This window comes from Paracoccus fistulariae, from assembly GCF_028553785.1.
GTDB classification, from domain to species: Bacteria; Pseudomonadota; Alphaproteobacteria; order Rhodobacterales; family Rhodobacteraceae; genus Paracoccus; species Paracoccus fistulariae.
Window position 1 is genome coordinate 629,161 of the sequence record NZ_CP067136.1, and the last position, 16,860, is coordinate 646,020.

A 16,860-nucleotide genomic window follows, 5' to 3' on the forward strand; every position below is an offset into this window, starting at 1 on the left:
TGATCTCTGAGGGCGCTGATGATGAACCCGGCATTCACGCAAGTCAACGTCGCGTGCGTTATGGTGAACCGACACGATGTCAGGTCGTTAAAGCCTCCGGCCCGAAGTCTGCATCATGGTGTTTTCCAGATGGTTTGGTTTGAGGTTCATCCTGTTTGGTAGGATGGCCGATATGTAGGCGTTGTCTGGCGATCACCGGGCTTTCAACTTGACGGCTGAAAGTTCCATGGGGCAGGTGGTCGATGCGTTTTTGCGGGTGGCGCGCCGCGATCGTGGCGGCCTCGATCAGGGGCGCGGATTTAAGGCGCTTGAGGACGAGAACAGGCGTCTGCGAGAGATCGTGACCGGGATATGCGTCGACTGGGGCGTGTCGATCCGGAAGGCTTGCGGGGACATCTGCTTTGACACGTCCAGCTGCCACGACAAGTCCCGGCGGACGGATCAGGCTGCCTTCGAAAGATGGATCAAAGAATTTGCGAGATACACGTGCGTTATGGCGATGGCTCATGCTTCATGACGGGTGTCGAGGACCGAATTTTCATTAGCCTGCGGGTCTGTCGACACATCTGAGAAGCTCTCTTCCTGAATTTTGAAAAAATATCTTTGACAAATGTCAGGATCAATATATTTTCCTATGTCAGTCGCTGTCTGACATCTGGCGTTTCGCCACCGGCAGAGGCGACCTAAGGGGAGGGTAGGATGCAGCAACCACTGCTCGTGGCTGATGGCTTCAAGAAGGCGTTCAACGGCGTGCCTGCGCTTAAGGAAGGCCGGTTTACGCTGGAGCCTGGCTCTGTTCATGCACTCTGCGGTGGTAATGGTGCGGGCAAATCGACCTTTCTGAAGATACTTATGGGGATTCATCAGCGCGATGCCGGGACGCTGACACGGAACGGTTCCAAGGTGGTGTTTCACGAACCTTCCGAAGCGCTGGCCAATGGCATTTCGATCATCGAACAGGAACTCAGCCCCGTGCCCGCCATGACAGTGGCGGAGAACATCTATCTGGGGCGCGAGCCGGTCGGGTTTCTGGGCCTTGTCGATTTCCGCAAGATGAACGCCGATGCCCAGAAGCTTCTGGACGGTTTCCAGTTCGGCATTCGCGCCGACACGATGATGATGGATCTGACCGTGGCGCAGACACAGCTGGTCGAGATCGCCAAGGCGCTGAGTTATGACGCCGAGGTCATCATCATGGACGAACCCACCTCTGCCCTGGGCGAGGCAGAGGCCGATCAGCTGTTCGAGGCGGTGCGCACGCTCAAGGCCCGTGGCAAGGGCGTGATCTATGTCAGCCACCGCCTGTCCGAGATTTTTACCATCTGCGACCGCTACACGGTGTTCCGTGACGGGAGCTTTGTCGAAGATGGCGCGCTGGCCGATATCGACAAGGACCGCCTGATCAACCTGATCGTCGGCCGCCCCCTGGCCGAGGAATTCGTCAAGGAAAACACGCCCGGCACTGAAGAGGTGCTGCGCGTCAGCAACCTCTCTGCCGATCATGGCGTGGCCGAGGTCGATTTCTCGGTCCGGCGCGGTGAGATTCTGGCGCTTTACGGGCTGCTGGGTTCGGGGCGTTCGGAAATCTTCGACCGGCTGTTTGGCCTGTCATCGGCAACCGCCGGTGAGATCCTGATCGACGGCAAAGCGGTGCGGATCAGCACGCCAAGGCAGGCGATCGATGCGGGTCTGGCCTATGTGACCGAAGACCGGAAGGGATCGGGCCTCGTGCTGACCGGCGATGTGCGCGAGAACCTGTGCCTTGCCACGCTGGACGCCATGTCGCCGCATGGGGTGATGAACACCCGCGCCGAAGCGGAAGCCTCGGAGCAGATGATTTCGACGCTGAACATCAAGACGGCGACGGACCGGCTGGGCGTGTCGAACCTGTCGGGGGGCAACCAGCAAAAGGTGGTTCTGGGCAAATGGTTCCTGACCAAGCCCCGCATTCTGCTTCTGGATGAACCTACGCGTGGTGTCGACGTGGGCGCCAAGCGCGAAATCTATCGCGTCATGTCCGACTTCGCCCGCGGCGGTGGCACGATCATCATGGTGTCATCGGAAACGGATGAAGTGCTGGGCATGGCGGACCGGGCCGTGGTCATGCGCGACGGCCGCGTGGCCGGAGAACTGAACAGGGCTGAAATGTCGGCCGAAAGATTGCTGCATCTCGCCGTCTGATGCGCCGTCGCGGCGACGCCGCGCGGATCCGCGCAACAGATGAGACGCAAACTCAACAGGGAGGAATGATGTGGAAGAGCAGATGAAGGCCAAGGTTCCTGCGGGGGCCGGCACCGAGCAAAAGCCGACGCTGACTGACCGGGTTGGCCCGATTGCGCAGCGCTATGGCATTCTGATTGCACTGGTCGTGCTTTGCGTGGCTCTGGCGCTGGTCAGCGAGAATTTCCTGACCTCGCGCAACATCATCAACGTGCTCCGGCAGACCTCGATCAACGGGATCCTTGCCATTGGCATGACCTTCGTGATCCTGACCCGGGGAATCGATCTGTCCGTCGGGTCGGTGGTGGCGCTGACCGGTGTGGTCGCGGCCAGTTTCGCGACCACCTCCTCATCGGGGTTCATCCCCGGCGCGCCTTATATCGCCATCGTGCCGCTGATCATCGGTGTGCTGACCGGCATGGCCGTCGGGGCGATCTCGGGTGTGGCGGTCGCGCATTACGCGGTGCCTGCCTTTGTGGCGACGCTGGGGATGCTGTCGGCAGCCCGTGGCCTGACCCTGATCTATTCCGACGGCCGCCCGATTCCGGCGCTGACCGATGGCTTCCGCTGGATCGGGACAGGCGACATCGCGGGCATTCCGATGCCAATCATCCTGTTCGGGCTGGTCTTTGCCGTATCGCATTTCGTTCTGACCCGCACGCGCTTCGGGCGTCATGTCTATGCGGCAGGGGGTAACCCGCATGCGACCAAGGTGTCCGGCATCTCGGTCAACCGCATCCGGTTTTCGGTCTATGTCATCTCGGGCGCGCTTGCCGGGATTGCGGGCATGATCCTTGCGGCGCGGACGGGCTCGGCGCTGCCGCAGGCCGGCATCGCCTATGAGCTTGACGCCATTGCGGCGGTCGTCATCGGGGGCACCAGCCTTGCGGGTGGGATCGGCCGCGTCAGTGGCACGGTGATCGGCGCCCTGCTGATCGGCGTCATGAATAACGGCCTCGATCTGCTGGGGGTGGAATCCTATTATCAGCAGGTCATCAAGGGCGCGCTGATCGTCGCGGCGGTCATGCTTGACCGATCCCGCAAGACCGAAGCCTGACGCCCCGCAGCCTTCGCGAAAATTCCCCGGACATGCAGCGGCATCGCCACCAAACAAAGAAGGCGTGTCCGGGCAACTACAAGATCGTCACCAGAGGAGGAAAACCACATGACGTTCAAGACTTTCGCAACCACTGCCAGTGCATTGGCGCTGACCGTATCGCTGGCAACCGGCGCAACTGCCCAGGAAGAGCCGCTGAAAATCGGTGCAGCCGTCTATGGCCTGAATGCCGAGTTCATGCAGCTTTGGGCCGCCGCCGCCGAACAGCACCCCGCCGTGACCTCGGGGCTTGTCGATCTGACGGTTTTTGACGGCCGCTATGATGCGCTGGTCCAGCAGGATCAGTTCGAGACGATGATCACCCAGGGCTATGACGCGATCGTCTTTGTGCCGATCGATGTCGAGGCCGGGGCGACCGCCGTGCAACTGGCCGCCGATGCGGATATTCCCGTCGTGGGGTCCAATACCAGGGTCAACAGCGACCTGCTGAAGGCCTATGTGGGGTCGGACGATGTGCAGGCAGGGTATATGGAGGCCAAGTCTGTTCTTGATGACATGAATTGCGAAGGCGCCGTGGTCATTATCGAAGGCCCCATCGGTCAGTCCGCCCAGATCCAGCGCGGCGAAGGCAACGAAAAGGCACTGGCGGAATGCGACGGCGTCGAGGTGCTTGAGAAACAGACCGCCAACTGGTCCCGCGCCGAGGCGCAAAGCCTGATGGAAAACTGGCTGACCTCGCATGGTGGCGACATCAAGGGCGTGATCGCGCAGAATGACGAAATGGCACTGGGTGCGATCGAGGCCATCAAGGCCGCTGGCATGAACGTGGATGATTTTGCCATTGCCGGTGTCGATGGCGTGACCGATGCGCTGATGGCCGTCAAGGCAGGCAGCATGGCCTCGATCCTGCAGGATGGCGCGGCACAGGCGCAGGGCGCCATCGACGTGGCGGTCAAGGCGGTGAAGCCCGACTATGAGCCGATGTCCGAGATCTGGAAAAAATATCCCGACATGGCGTGGGAGAACGGCGAAAACGCTGAATACAGCGTGCCCTGGACCCAGGTGACGCTGGATAATGTCGACGCGCTGCTGGCAGAGCGTCAGTGATCTCGATCTGACCCACTCGACGCCGGCACCCGACGTGCCGGCGTCCCGAAACCTTCGCCCTCTCGCGCCCGCGACAGGCTGCGGGAACCACCCTGAAAGGAACGATCATGGCCGGATCCTATGACTTTTCACTGGCGGGCAAGACCGCCATCGTTACCGGCGCGGCCTCTGGCATCGGAGCCGCCATCGCCGAGGCCTTTGTCGCATGCGGCGCGCGGGTCGCGCTTTTGGACATGAACATCGACGCGGTTCAGGCCAGGGCCGATGGGCTGGGCGGTGATGCGCGGGCCTTTGCCTGCAACGTGACCGATGCCGATGATATCGCGGCGGCGGTGTCGGCGGTGACGGCGGCCTTTGACGGCATCGACATTCTGGTGAACTCTGCCGGGATCGTGGATCTTGCCCCCGCCGAAGATCTGTCGGCTGCGGCATGGTCGCGCACCATCGATGTGAACCTGACCGGCAGTTTCCTGATGGCGCAGGCCGTGGGCCGGGCGATGATCGCTGCGGGCAATGGCGGGCGCATCATCAACCTTGCCAGCCAGGCCGGATCGGTCGCCATCGACGGCCATGTCGCCTATTGCGCGTCCAAATTCGGCATTATCGGCGTGACAAAGACCCTGGCGCTGGAATGGGGCCATCATGGCATTACGGTCAATTCGATCTCTCCCACGGTGGTGCTGACCGAACTGGGCAAGAAGGCATGGGATGGCCCCAAGGGCGATGCCATGAAGGCGCAGATTCCCACGGGCCGCTTTGCCGAACCCGAGGAAATCGCGGCATCAGCAGTCTTTCTCGCCTCCGGTTCGGCGGCGATGATCAACGGGGCCGACCTTCTGGTCGATGGCGGATATACGGTAAAATGACAGAGGATCGGAAAACGGTGCCCTCGGCGGGCAAGGAAATGCAGCGTTTCATCAATGACCCGGATGATCTGGTGGATGAAACCATCGCGGGTTTCGTCAAGGCCCACCCTGATCTTGTACGGAAGGACCCGATGAATGCCCGCGTGGTGACATCGCGCTTTGCCCCGCAAAAGGACAAGGTCGGGATCGTCACCGGCGGCGGATCCGGCCATGAACCCGCCTTTGTCGGCTATGTCGGCCGCAATATGGTGGATGCCGTTGCGGTGGGGGAGCTGTTTTCCTCGCCCACGGCCAAAAGCTTTGCCGATGCGATCCGTGCCGCGGATGGCGGCGCGGGGGTCGCGGTGCTTTATGGCAATTACGCGGGCGACAACATGAACGTCCGCATGGCCGCAGAGATGGTTGCCGCCGAGGGCATCGAGGTATCGACCGTGGTGGCCAATGACGATGTCTGTTCCGCGCCGTTGTCGGATCGCGAAAAGCGGCGCGGCGTGGCCGGCGAAATCTTCATGTGGAAGATCGGCGGCGCAAAGGCCGCACTTGGCGGTTCGCTGGAACAGGTGATCTCGGTGTCGCAAAAGGCCGTGGACGCGACCCGTTCGGTGGGTGTGGGCCTTGGACCATGCACCCTGCCGGCCGTGGGACATCCGAATTTCCAGATCGAGCCCGGCACCATGGAGGTCGGCATCGGCCATCATGGCGAACCCGGCGCGCGGGTCGAGGCGCTGAAGACCGCCGATGACGTGGCCGACGACATGCTGAAGATCGTGCTGGACGATCACGACCTGCCCGAGGGCACCGAAGTTGCCGTGCTGGTATCGGGGCTGGGTGCCACGCCGGTGAATGAGCTTTACGTCCTCTACGACCGGCTTGAAACCGGGCTGGAGGCGGCAGGGCTGCGGGTATATCGTGCCTTCGTCGGCAATTATTTCACCTCGCTGGAAATGATCGGGGCGACCCTGTCGGTGATGGCGCTGGATGACGAGTTGAAGACGCTGCTTGACGTCGAATGCGTCTCGCCCGGCATGGCAGTAGCCGGTGCGCCGACCGTGCCGGTGGGCCAGATCATCCGGCGCGAGCGCAAGGCCGCCACCGGGTCTGCATCGGCCAATGTGCCGCGCGCGCCCGAACCGACCAGAACGCCGATCCTGCCACTGTCCGAGGCATCCGGCATGGTCGAGGAAATTGCCGCCGTTATCGTCGCCAACAAGGCGCATCTGTCGGAAATCGACGGCCTGATCGGCGATGGCGATCATGGGATCAACATGTCCAAGGGTTTTGGCCGCGCCGCCGAACGCATCGCCGGACAGGTCATGCCGCTTGATCAGGCGCTGGAACAGCTGTCCGATGTGTTGATGTCGGAAATCGGCGGCTCCATGGGACCGCTTTACGGGTTCATGTTCCACAACATGGCGCAGAGCATTGCCGGGCGTGATGCCATCGATGTGGACGGGTTCGCGGTCATGATGCAGGCGGGGCTTGCCGGGGTGCGCGCCACCGGATCGGCACAGGTCGGAGACAAGACCCTGATCGACTGTTTCGTGCCTGCGGTCGATGCCTTCGAGGCCGCAAAGGACGACGGCTTTGCCACCGCGCTGACCGCAATGGGAAAGGCTGCCGAGGCAGGCCGCGACAGCACCGTGGACATGGTCGCCAAGCTGGGCAGGGCCGCGCGTCTGGGCGAACGGTCGCGCGGGGTGCCGGATGCCGGGGCCACATCCTGCAGCCTGATCCTGAATGAACTGGCTGCAGCCGCTGCGCGGCGGCTGACGGCAACATGAAGCCCCTTGCGGTCCCGGCCCTTCCGGGACCGCATTGCTTGCCTTGTCCTCGGGCTGTATGCACAGGATACCGACCTGTAATCCCTGCAGATGGAAGCCTTTGACCCGGAACATGCCGCATGTCCAGCTTTACACGATCCGACCTGACCGACCTGTTCCGCGCCTTTGCCATGCGCATGGCCGCTGATCGGGCCCTGCTGGGGGAACTGGACGGCGAAATCGGCGATGCCGATCACGGCGTCGCCATGGCGGACGGGTTCGAAGCGGCCGCCCGCGCCCTGGCAGAAGCCGAGGACGCCGACCAGACGCTTGGAGACGGGTTCACCCTGGCAGCGCAGGTTCTGCTGAACAAGGTCGGCGCAACGACCGGGCCGCTTTATTCCAGCGCCCTGTTGCGGGCCGCAAAAACCTTTGGCACCGAGAGGCAGATTTCCTTTGACCGCTTGCCCGAAATGATTTCAGCGATGTTCGAAGGCATCGAAACACGCGGCCATGGAAAACCGGGTGACAAGACCATGCTGGATGCGTGGTGGCCTGCGGCCCATGTCGTCACGCACGATGACACGGATGCCACCGACACGGTCACGCGCCTGCGCAATGCCGCGCAGGCCGCCGCCAAGGGGGCCGAGGATACCCGCGCCATGATGGCCTCACGGGGGCGGGCTGCCCGGCTTGGTCCCCGCAGCATCGGCCATCTGGATCCCGGCGCGGTCTCTGCCGCCGCGCTGCTGGAAGTCTTGGCCGATTGGGCCACCCGTCACGAAGGGGCCTCCTGATGGGGGCGCGCGGTCGCACACGCGATGCCGCTGCCCCGTCGGACAAGCGCCCTCCTACCCGATTTGGTGAAGACACGCTGCTATGGGCGGCCTGGCTTTACTATGAAGAGGGTCTGACGCAGGCGGAGATCGCGACGCGGATGGGGGTGTCCCGGCCTTCGGTCAATGCCTATCTTGCGGATGCCCGCACGCGTGACATCGTCTCGATTGAAATCGACCCGGCCCGGTTTCGCGCGCTGACGCTGGCGCAGGCCATGCAGGATCATTTCGGTCTGAACGACTGCCTGGTCATCCCGTCCGAGGGCAATGACAGCCCGCTGATCGACCGGCTGGGCGCGGCGGCGGCACAGCTGCTGGGGCGTCTGACCAAATCGGGTGAAACCATCTCCGTGACCTGGGGGCGGACCATGCTGGCCATGGCAACCCGGGTGAGCAACGGGGCGCTGCGCGACGTCCGCGTCGTCCAGGCCACGGGCAGCACCACGGCCAAGATCCCGTGGACCCCCGAAGCCTGCGCCACGCGTCTGGCCGAAAATCTGGGGGCACGCTGCATTCCGCTGTCTGCCCCGGCAATCGTATCGGCGCCCCAGGTGCGCGACATGCTGCTGCGCGAACCGGTCCTTGCCGAACAGATGGCTGTGCTGGCACAGGCGGACCGCATCGTTTTCGGGGTTTCCTCGCTCAGGCCGGAAAGCACGATCCATACCAGCGGCTTTTTCGATGCAGTCTCAATTCGCGATCATTACCACGCGGCGGTGGGCAGCATCGCGGGTCGGATGATTTCGGCCACCGGCGCCCGGGTGGATGGCCCGCTGGAAGAGCGCACCATCGGCATGGATCTTGATACCATCCGCAAGGTGCCCGAACGCTTGGCCGTTGCGGGCGGCATGGACAAGGTGCAGGCCATTCTGGCGGCGCTGCGCGGCGGATATGTCACCGCGCTTGTGACCGATGCCGATACGGCCCGCGCGATCCTGAACTCTGAAGGCTATGAGGATCGTCCGATGCGCGGGCCCGAACGCCCGACCGAGGCATTGCCCGAACGCACCCGGGTCAAGAAATTCCTCAACCGGCCCCGCGATGCCGTTGACGAGGCCATCGCAGGCGCGCTTCTGGCGCATGAAGACAGGCTGGTCGCGGTCGATGGCGTGCCTCGCGCGATCCGCGCCCGGCAGGCGCCCCGCCCGGGCAAGGTCGGGCTGGTGATCGGCGGCGGATCCGGCCATGAACCGGGATTTCTGGGTTATGTCGGACAGGGCATGGCCGATGCCGTCGCGGTGGGCAATGTCTTTGCCGCGCCGCCGCCGGATCCCATCCTGGCCGCCACCATCGCCGCCGATGGAGGCGCAGGCGTGCTGCATATCTTCGGCAACTTCTCGGGCGATCTCATGAATTTCGAGATGGCCGCAGAAATGGCCGAAGCCAAGGGCATTCCCGTCCGCACCGTCGTGACCACGGATGATATCGCCTCGGCCCCGCTGGACGCACGCAGTGCAAGGCGCGGGGTCGCGGGCAATGTCTTTGTCTTCAAGATCGCGGGCGCGGCCTGCAACCGGATGCTGTCCCTGGACAGATGCGCCGACCTGGCGTCGCGCGCGGCCGAGCGTTGCATGACCATGGGCGTTGCACTTGAACCCGGCGCGTCTATCGACACCGGCCGCCCCAGTTTCAGTCTGGGCCCCGACGCCATGGAAATCGGTGTCGGTGTGCACGGCGAACCGGGCGTCACGCGAACCGAGGTGAAGTCCGCCGATGAAACCGCCGACCTGATCGTTGACCGCATATTGGACGAAATCGACCTGGCCAATGGCACCGAAGTCGCCTTGCTGGTCAATTCCCTGGGCAGCACACCGCAGATGGAACTGTATATCCTGAACAGAAGGCTCAGACGGCGGCTGCACGCACACGACATTTCCGTACATGTTACGCTTCTTGGACATTACTATACGTCACTCGACATGGTGGGCGTCTCGGTCACGCTGATGCAGCTTGATCCCGAACTGAAGGAATTGCTGGACGATCCCTGCGACAGCCCGGCATGGACCCAGATCTGAATCCTGTGTCTGGCTGGCGGTATAAACTTGATGAATTTGCCACCTTGGACTTGTCTCGCGAAAGTGCCGGGTTCTTGAGAACATGAGAGCGATCAAGGAGACGGGCAATGACGCACACTGGACCTGCGCCGGTTCTGTTCCGGTCTTCTGAGAGCGATGCTCTTGAAAGGAGACTGGATATGACAGCGATACACAGCGATGCATTCAAGCAGGATGCGGTTTGTATTGCGCTCACCAGCGGTCTGATACGGCGTCAGGTTGCGTCCGATCTGGAGATCGGGCTTTCGACGCTCGGGAAGTGGATCCGGGCGATTTCCGATGAGGCGAAGGTTCCCGAACGCGATGCCGCTCTGCTGCGCGAGAATGAACGGCTGCGGAAGGAGAACCGGATCCTGAAGGATTTGAGCCGGATCAAGGAAACAGTCCGTGGAACTGTTTCCCCGGCGAATGTAGGGAAGTCTTAAAAAAGGCAGCTCAGTTCTTCGCGGCTCAAAAGCCATGAGGTTTCATCTCATTGCCAACTATCGCGGGGACCTGCCTCGCAGTCGCCTGTGCCGCTTGATGGGCGTAACGGATCGCGGTCTGCGGGCATGGAGGCGCCGGCCGCCATCGCAGCGTCAGCGTCGCGACATGCTGATCCTTGCCGATATCCGAGAGCAACACCGGCTAAGCCTGGGCAGCTATGGCAGGCCGCGCATGACCGAGGAACTGAACAAGTTGGGCCTGCGTGTCGGCCGCGTTCGTCGGAAAAATGGCATCCGGGTTCTGCGCAGCCGCAAGTTCGAGCGCACCACTGACAGCGATCACAGCTTCACCATCGTGCCGAACCTCCCGCAGCAGGATTTTACGGCGAGCGCCCCGAACCAGACGTGGGTCGGCGAGATTACTATGTCTGGACGCGGGAGGGCTGGGTTTACCTTGCCGTGATCATCGACCTCTATTCACGGCGCGTGATTGGCTGGGCGATCAACAGCCGCATGAAGCAGGATCTGGCGATCAGGGCGCTGAACATGGCGATCGCCCTGCGCAGGCCGCCGCCTGGCTGCATTCATCACAGCGACCGCAGATCGCAATATTGCGCCCACGACGATCAGAAGCTGCTGCGTCAGCACGGCTTCAAGGTGTCGATGAGCGGCAAAGGCAATTGCTGTGATCGTTCGGCTGTCGAGAGCTTTTTCAAATCATTGAAGGCACAGCTGGTCTGGCGGCGGGAGGGAGTGTCTGAAACTCTGTGTATCTGATGTGGCCCATGCGGTTTTCAGATACGTTCAGGCGTCGAAGCGCCCTGCGAACATTATGGCCAGCTGATTGCGGGCCGCAACCCATTCCCGGACCGCGCGGCCGCCCTTTTCGAAGTTGCGGATGGCGAGGAAGATCAGCTTCGTTGCGGCCTCCTCGGTTGGGAACGAGCCCTTGGTCTTCAGCGTTTTCCGCAGCACGCGGTTCAGCGATTCCACCGCATTCGTGGTGTAGATGATCTTCCGGATCGCCGCGCTGAAGGCGTAGAACGGGGTCACTTCCGCCCATGCCCGGCGCCAGGCCGGGGCGATGGATGGGTATTTCCCGGCCCATTTCTCCTCGAAGGCACCCAGTTGGCGGGCGGCCTGCTCAGCGGTGGGGGCCTCGTAAATCGGGCGCAGGTCGGCCGCCACGGCCTTGCGGTCCTTCCAGCTGCAGAAGTTCATCGAATGCCGGATCAGGTGAACGATGCAGGTCTGGACCGTGGTCTCGGGGAAGGCCGCAGTGATGGCCTCGGGGAAGCCCTTCAGCCCGTCCACGACCGCGATCAGGATGTCCTGAACGCCCCGGTTGCGCAGCTCATTCATCACCGACAGCCAGAACTTCGCGCCCTCGTTGTCGGCGATCCAGAGCCCCAGAACCTCGCGATCCCCTTCCCGGGTGACGCCCAAGGCGATGTAAACGGCCTTGTTTTTGACCATCCGGCTGTCAGCATCGCGGATCTTCACGCGCAGGGCATCGAAAATGACGATCGGATACATCCGGTCCAGCGCCCGGTGCTGCCACTCGCGGACCTCGTCCAGCACGGCATCCGTGACGCGGCTGATCAGGTCGGGCGAAACCCGCAGGCCGTAAAGATCTTCCAGGTGGGCCTGGATGTCCCGAACCGACAGCCCAGCAGCGTAAAGCCCGATGATCTTGTCATCCACCCCATCGATCCGGGTCTGGCCCTTCTTCACCAGCTCGGGCTCGAAGCTGCCCTCCCGGTCTCGCGGCACCGAAAGCGGCACCTCGCCGTCCGAGCCCTTCACCCTCTTCGTCGCGATCCCGTTCCGGCGGTTGGTCTGCTCAGCCGGCGGCTCCGCACCAGCCTCATAGCCCAGATGTGCCGTCAACTCGGCCCCGAGCATCCGCTCCATCAGCCGGATCTTCAGTTCCTTCATCAGCCCGGCGTCGCCCAGCAGATCCTCAGGCCGCTTGCAGCCTTTCAGCAGCTCGTCCAGCAGTTCGTTCGAAATCGTCATGGTCCTTGCTCCTCTCAGGAAGCATGGACCCAATCAGCCATCCACAGAAGACCGGACACTCTCCGGCGGGATTGGCAAACTCGTCGCGCGGTTGAGGTCGCCCTCTTCGAATACATAAACGGCTTCTACAACCCCCACCGCAAACACTCAGCACTCGGCTGGAAATCACCCGTGGCCTTCGAACACACGGCCGCCTAACATGAGCATCCGACCTGAACAAAACCGGTGCAGGTCCAAAGCACCAACTCTTCATAGAGCACGGTTGGTCCATCAGCCCCGTGAGATTCGCCGCGAGCTTGCACCCAGCAACCGCTCGACCCGCTGCGCGAGATGACAGCTCCGCGCGCCTAGCGATTGCTCAACCCGCGTCAACTGGCGTTAACGCAAGCCGGGCTCAAGTCGCCGCTGGATTAATGTTCAGCGGCAGATCAGTAGTGTTCGCTTGGAAAAGCATGTGGCAGCGCGGCCTCAGATCGTCCGGGCGAGGTAGCGGAGGTGATTGCCGACCTCGGCATTTGCGGCTTCGGGATCACGTCGCGATATCGCATCAAGGATCTTTTGGTGCTGTTCGACCAGCATGGAGATCACGGCAGGGCTGTGGGTTTCCTCGCGCCTTTCCCGCCAGCCCGCTTCGCGCCGCATTTCGCGGATCAGGTCATAGATTTCCAGGAAAAGAGGGTTCTTGGCCAGTTCCGCGATCCGGTAATGGAAGACCTCATCGGCAAGATCGTAGTCGCGCGGGGTCTTGGCCTCGCGCGTCTTCCGCATCAGGATCGCCAGTTGCGCGAACTCTGCCTCGGTCCCGTTGATGGCCGCCAGTTCGGCGAGGCGCGGCTCGATCTGAAGGCGCACATCCATGAGTTGCCCAAGCGCGATCTTGCCCGCCAGCATCCGGTGTCGGCCCCGGTCGGGATGCGGTGGCGGGGCAACGAAGGTGCCTTGCCCATGCCTTCGGAAGATCTTGCCCCGCTGCTGAAGCTCATTCAGGGCCAGCCGCAGTCGCCGCCGCGGTACGCCCAGTTGTTCGGCCAGATCGCGTTCGGCCGGCAGACGGGTATCACCCTCGCGCGAGGCGGAGGCGAGCAGAGGTTCCAGCGCTTTCAGAACCTCTTGCAGGTCGTCCGCAGCGGGTTCCATCGTTTATCCTTTCATCAGATCGATAAACATCCGCACAGAGGTCACCAACAAAAACGCCCCAAAGGAAAGTCGCAGGGCCCGGCGTGGGATCGAATGGGCCAGCTTGACGCCGACTTGCGAAAATACGGTCGTCAGCGGGACGATCACTGCCGCCGCAGCCAGGTTTACGTAACCAAGCGACAGCGGTGGCAAGCCCTCGGCACCCAGGCCTGTGGCGGCATAAATGAGCGCGCCGGGTAAGCCGATGATGAAGCCAATCGCCGCCGACGTGCCGACGGCGCGGCGGATATCGTAACCCAGAAAGTTCAGCAGCGGGACACAAATCGTACCGCCGCCGATGCCCATCATCGCGCTGAGCGCCCCTGCGATCACGCCGAAGAGCGCCCAGACACGTCGAGAAAAGCCGCGGGGCTGCGGATCGGCGCGGCCTTTGCGGAAGATCATATCGGCCGCAACCACAAGTGCGACTGTCGCAAAAACCGCGACCAGTACCTTGCCCGAGACATAGGCGCCCAACAGGCTGCCGCCGACGACGCCGACAAGGATCGACGGCGCCCAGAGCTTCAGCAGATCGGTATCGATGGCGCCCCGACGGTAATGGCCCAGGCTGGATGAAAGCGAGGTAAAGACGATCGTGGCAAGCGATGTTCCCACTGCCATTTTCATGGTCAGGTCAGGGGGCATTCCCGTCATGGTCAGCGCGAAATACAGCGCCGGCACGATGACGATTCCGCCACCGACGCCAAGAAGGCCGGCAAGGATCCCGCCGACGACCCCTGCGCCGATGGCGATGGCGGCCAGTTCAAACAGTGCAGAAGCGGAAAGCTCGACCACGGATCAATCCTTCGAAGTGGCAAAAGAGGCGGTGGGACGACCTGTCCGAGCGCGCGCGTCATCCGCCTCGGCAATGCGCTGGTCGATGTCGCGGCGGTCGGGCAGCCCGGAAAACCGCGTCTCGGTTGGGATCGCCTCGGCCATGATCAGATAGCGCTCTGCGGCAACGGCAAGCAGGCGACGCAGTTCGGCAAGCGGATCGGCGTGATCGTCGGCGCGCATGTCAAGCCAGGGATGAGCGGTGCAGCGATGGATGCGCAGAGCTGCAGCCTGTCGGCCGCGCTTGTCCCCGCCGGCGGCTTCGCCCGCTTCCATTGCGGTCAGCATACGTTCGGGCAGGGGCAGATCTTCGCACGCGGCATAGACCCTGGCGGTCTCGGCGATCACGTCGGGTCCGGCCAGCATATTGCCAGCGACCGAGTGATCCTTGCCCGTCAGATGGCCCGCCCATTCGATACAGTCGCTGCCCGTATGCGCGACAAAATGGCCTTCAGCATCCAGCAGATGCGCCTGCCGCTGCGCCGCGCCATGATCGCGGGACACCAGGTCGTGAAGGACCGAGCGCGCATCTTCACCTGCTTCCATCCTGCGAAGCCCTTCGGTTCCCCAGACCGGGTTTACAAAAGCCTGCGTGGCGACCGCGCTTCGCCGCCCGATGTAGGGCACCAAGGATCCGCAGGCGAAAAACCGACTGGCCACGGCGATACCTATGGTGCCGTCGCGGTCCCGCGCAATTAGCGACCAGGTCATATCTCAGCGCCCAATCGCATAGGCCTGCATCAGGCGCGGGGTGGCTGCTGCTGTCAGCATCCCATCCGGGTCGCGCTGCGCGGCGGTCAGTCGGCCAATGGTCCAGGGCTCCGATACAATGACGTCATGGCCGCGGCGGCGCAGCTCTTCAATGACCGCATCGCCGAACTGTGGTTCCAGCATCAGCGCGCCCGGCTTTGCATCGCGGGGATAGAAACTGGCCTGGAAATGCATGCTGTGGAACAGCGGCGAATCCATGCCCTGCTGCATCGGGATGCCGTGGTTGACATAGCGCAGGAACCAGATGAGTTGCCACTGATCCTGCTGATCGCCGCCCGGTGTTCCAAAGGCGATGCGGGTGCCGTCCTTTTCAGCCATCGAGGGCGTCAGCGTCGTGCGTGGCCGCGATCCGGGGCGCAGCGTGCCGGGCAGGTTTTCGCGCAGCCAGAACATCTGGGCCCGGCTGTTCAGCGGGAAGCCAAGTCCCGGAATCACCGGATTGGATTGCAGCCACCCGCCCGAGGGCGTGGCGCTGACCATATTGCCCCATCGGTCCACGATATCGAGATGCACGGTATCGCCGCGTCGTTCGGTCAGATGCGCCATGGTCGGCTCTCCGGCGCTGTCACCGCGCAGGGCGTTGAAATCGGTAGCCGCGCGAAGGATCGCGTCCTGCGCCAGATGTTCCATACCCGCTACGTGGCCCGGCCGCTGTTCAAGACTGGCTTCTGGCCCGATAAGCTTCGCGCGTGCTGCGGCGTAATCATCGCTGAGCAGATAGTCGATGGGAATATCGAAGAAGTCCGGATCGCCATAATAGGCTTCCCGGTCAGCATAGGCGAGCTTCATAGCCTCGACCACGGTATGGACGAAATCGGCGCCCATCGGGTCCATCGCCGCAAGATCGACATGTTTCAAGATCTGAAGCGCCTGAAGCAGAACCGGACCCTGCGACCAGCTTTGGGTCTTGTGGATCGTCCAGCCTTTATATTCGACGCTCAGCGGGGTTTCCCAGCTTGCCCTCCACCGCGCCAGATCGGCACGCGCCAGAACGCCCGAATGCGCGGATCTCGATACGTCCATCACGCAGGCATCGGACAGGTAGTCGCAGATGGCGTCGGCAACGAAGCCTTCCGCCCAGATCCGGCGCGCATCGTCGATCCGGGCCGTGCGGTCCGCGCCCTGGGCCTCATCGCAGATGCGGTGATAAGTTGCGGCAAGATCGGGATTTCGAAACAGCGACCATGCAGCCGGTGCTGCGCCTCCGGGCAGCCAGGTGTCGAAGCTGGAGGGCCATTCATCGCGGAAGAAATCGGCCAGCGAGGCAATCGTGTTGGCGACGCGCGGCAAGACCGGGTGGCCGTCACGGGCATAGGCGATTGCAGGGGCAAGCACTTCGGCCAGTTCCATCGTGCCATGATCGCGCAGCATCAGCATCCAGCCATCGAAGGCACCAGGGACGACTGTCGCCAGAAGACCGGAGCCGGGGATCAGACCATCGCCGAACTGGGCGCGGTAATGTTCCATCGTTGCGCCCTGGGGCGCCACGCCCTGGGCACAAAGCACCCGCGTCTGCCCGGATCCGGCGTCATGGATGATGGCAGGCATATCGCCTGCCGGGCCGTTCAGGTGCGGTTCGACCACCTGCAGGGTCAGGCCGGTCGCGACGGCGGCATCGAAGGCATTGCCGCCCTTTTCCAGAATGGCCATTCCCACCGCCGAGGCGATCCAATGGGTCGTGGTCACGGCGCCGAATGTGCCGCGAATATCGGGGCGGGTGGTAAAGTCGTTCATG

At 62.8% G+C, this 16,860-nt stretch carries 13 protein-coding genes and 2 pseudogenes; 9 read left to right on the forward strand and 6 right to left on the reverse strand.

Annotated features, from left to right (window positions below):
* Positions 1 to 79 precede the first annotated feature (79 nt).
* Positions 80 to 508, reverse strand: coding sequence for a hypothetical protein (locus JHX87_RS18510; RefSeq protein WP_377776086.1), 429 nt, complete (start codon positions 506 to 508; stop codon positions 80 to 82).
* Positions 509 to 699: 191 nt separating this feature from the next.
* Between JHX87_RS18510 and JHX87_RS03185 the strand changes: the two genes are divergently transcribed.
* The 8 genes and pseudogenes from JHX87_RS03185 to JHX87_RS03220 all read left to right on the forward strand — a co-directional run.
* Positions 700 to 2,181, forward strand: coding sequence for a sugar ABC transporter ATP-binding protein (locus tag JHX87_RS03185; protein WP_271886396.1), 1,482 nt, complete (start codon positions 700 to 702; stop codon positions 2,179 to 2,181).
* A gap of 82 nt (positions 2,182 to 2,263) precedes the next feature.
* Entirely contained in the window at positions 2,264 to 3,277 is a 1,014-nt protein-coding gene (locus tag JHX87_RS03190; protein WP_271886397.1) for an ABC transporter permease, read from the forward strand.
* A 108-nt stretch (positions 3,278 to 3,385) separates the two neighbouring features.
* Positions 3,386 to 4,384 (forward strand): substrate-binding domain-containing protein, encoded by a 999-nt coding sequence (locus JHX87_RS03195; RefSeq protein ID WP_271886398.1) that lies wholly within the window; start codon positions 3,386 to 3,388, stop codon positions 4,382 to 4,384.
* 107 nt (positions 4,385 to 4,491) lie between these two features.
* The gene (locus tag JHX87_RS03200) at positions 4,492 to 5,250 is read left to right on the forward strand and encodes a GolD/DthD family dehydrogenase (RefSeq protein ID WP_271886399.1); all 759 of its coding nucleotides are present in this window, start codon (positions 4,492 to 4,494) and stop codon (positions 5,248 to 5,250) included.
* The gene (dhaL, locus tag JHX87_RS03205; RefSeq protein WP_271886400.1) at positions 5,247 to 7,031 is read left to right on the forward strand and encodes a dihydroxyacetone kinase subunit DhaL; all 1,785 of its coding nucleotides are present in this window, start codon (positions 5,247 to 5,249) and stop codon (positions 7,029 to 7,031) included. Before JHX87_RS03200 ends, dhaL (JHX87_RS03205) begins: the two co-directional genes overlap by 4 nt.
* Before the next feature lie 119 nt (positions 7,032 to 7,150).
* The gene (dhaL, locus tag JHX87_RS03210) at positions 7,151 to 7,807 is read left to right on the forward strand and encodes a dihydroxyacetone kinase subunit DhaL (RefSeq protein WP_271886401.1); all 657 of its coding nucleotides are present in this window, start codon (positions 7,151 to 7,153) and stop codon (positions 7,805 to 7,807) included.
* Positions 7,807 to 9,861: a bifunctional sugar-binding transcriptional regulator/dihydroxyacetone kinase subunit DhaK gene (locus JHX87_RS03215; RefSeq protein WP_271886402.1), complete on the forward strand. Its 2,055-nt coding sequence runs from the start codon at positions 7,807 to 7,809 to the stop codon at positions 9,859 to 9,861. Before dhaL (JHX87_RS03210) ends, JHX87_RS03215 begins: the two co-directional genes overlap by 1 nt.
* Before the next feature lie 179 nt (positions 9,862 to 10,040).
* Positions 10,041 to 11,069: pseudogene (locus JHX87_RS03220) on the forward strand (IS3 family transposase); the annotation flags it as partial.
* A gap of 60 nt (positions 11,070 to 11,129) precedes the next feature.
* Here JHX87_RS03220 and JHX87_RS03225 read toward each other — a convergent pair.
* Positions 11,130 to 12,344, reverse strand: coding sequence for an IS256 family transposase (locus JHX87_RS03225; RefSeq protein ID WP_272833674.1), 1,215 nt, complete (start codon positions 12,342 to 12,344; stop codon positions 11,130 to 11,132).
* Between the two features lie 63 nt (positions 12,345 to 12,407).
* Here JHX87_RS03225 and JHX87_RS03230 point away from each other — a divergent pair.
* Positions 12,408 to 12,542, forward strand: a pseudogene (locus tag JHX87_RS03230) (IS3-like element IS1133 family transposase); the annotation flags it as partial.
* 270 nt (positions 12,543 to 12,812) lie between these two features.
* Here the strand turns inward: JHX87_RS03230 and JHX87_RS03240 are convergent.
* Genes JHX87_RS03240 through JHX87_RS03255 form a run of 4 tightly spaced genes read right to left on the reverse strand, consistent with a single transcriptional unit; the run spans position 12,813 to position 16,859 of the window.
* Entirely contained in the window at positions 12,813 to 13,481 is a 669-nt protein-coding gene (locus JHX87_RS03240) for a FadR/GntR family transcriptional regulator (protein ID WP_271882300.1), read from the reverse strand.
* A 3-nt stretch (positions 13,482 to 13,484) separates the two neighbouring features.
* A complete protein-coding gene (locus tag JHX87_RS03245; RefSeq protein ID WP_271882302.1) occupies positions 13,485 to 14,315 on the reverse strand; it encodes a sulfite exporter TauE/SafE family protein in 831 nt (276 codons plus the stop codon).
* A gap of 3 nt (positions 14,316 to 14,318) precedes the next feature.
* Positions 14,319 to 15,065: a DUF1028 domain-containing protein gene (locus JHX87_RS03250; protein WP_271882304.1), complete on the reverse strand. Its 747-nt coding sequence runs from the start codon at positions 15,063 to 15,065 to the stop codon at positions 14,319 to 14,321.
* 3 nt (positions 15,066 to 15,068) lie between these two features.
* A complete protein-coding gene (locus tag JHX87_RS03255; protein WP_271882306.1) occupies positions 15,069 to 16,859 on the reverse strand; it encodes a gamma-glutamyltransferase family protein in 1,791 nt (596 codons plus the stop codon).
* Position 16,860: the final 1 nt, after the last annotated feature.

Bases quoted from the DNA above. Each gene is read 5' to 3' on its own strand.
- JHX87_RS03255 (WP_271882306.1), bottom strand. From the start codon at position 16,859: ATGAACGACTTTACCACCCGCCCCGATATTCGCGGCACATTCGGCGCC.
- dhaL (WP_271886400.1), top strand. From the start codon at position 5,247: ATGACAGAGGATCGGAAAACGGTGCCCTCGGCGGGCAAGGAAATGCAG.
- JHX87_RS03225 (WP_272833674.1), bottom strand. From the start codon at position 12,344: ATGACGATTTCGAACGAACTGCTGGACGAGCTGCTGAAAGGCTGCAAG.
- JHX87_RS03195 (WP_271886398.1), top strand. From the start codon at position 3,386: ATGACGTTCAAGACTTTCGCAACCACTGCCAGTGCATTGGCGCTGACC.
- JHX87_RS03185 (WP_271886396.1), top strand. From the start codon at position 700: ATGCAGCAACCACTGCTCGTGGCTGATGGCTTCAAGAAGGCGTTCAAC.
- JHX87_RS18510 (WP_377776086.1), bottom strand. From the start codon at position 508: ATGAGCCATCGCCATAACGCACGTGTATCTCGCAAATTCTTTGATCCA.
- JHX87_RS03200 (WP_271886399.1), top strand. From the start codon at position 4,492: ATGGCCGGATCCTATGACTTTTCACTGGCGGGCAAGACCGCCATCGTT.
- JHX87_RS03250 (WP_271882304.1), bottom strand. From the start codon at position 15,065: ATGACCTGGTCGCTAATTGCGCGGGACCGCGACGGCACCATAGGTATC.
- dhaL (WP_271886401.1), top strand. From the start codon at position 7,151: ATGTCCAGCTTTACACGATCCGACCTGACCGACCTGTTCCGCGCCTTT.
- JHX87_RS03190 (WP_271886397.1), top strand. From the start codon at position 2,264: ATGAAGGCCAAGGTTCCTGCGGGGGCCGGCACCGAGCAAAAGCCGACG.
- JHX87_RS03215 (WP_271886402.1), top strand. From the start codon at position 7,807: ATGGGGGCGCGCGGTCGCACACGCGATGCCGCTGCCCCGTCGGACAAG.
- JHX87_RS03240 (WP_271882300.1), bottom strand. From the start codon at position 13,481: ATGGAACCCGCTGCGGACGACCTGCAAGAGGTTCTGAAAGCGCTGGAA.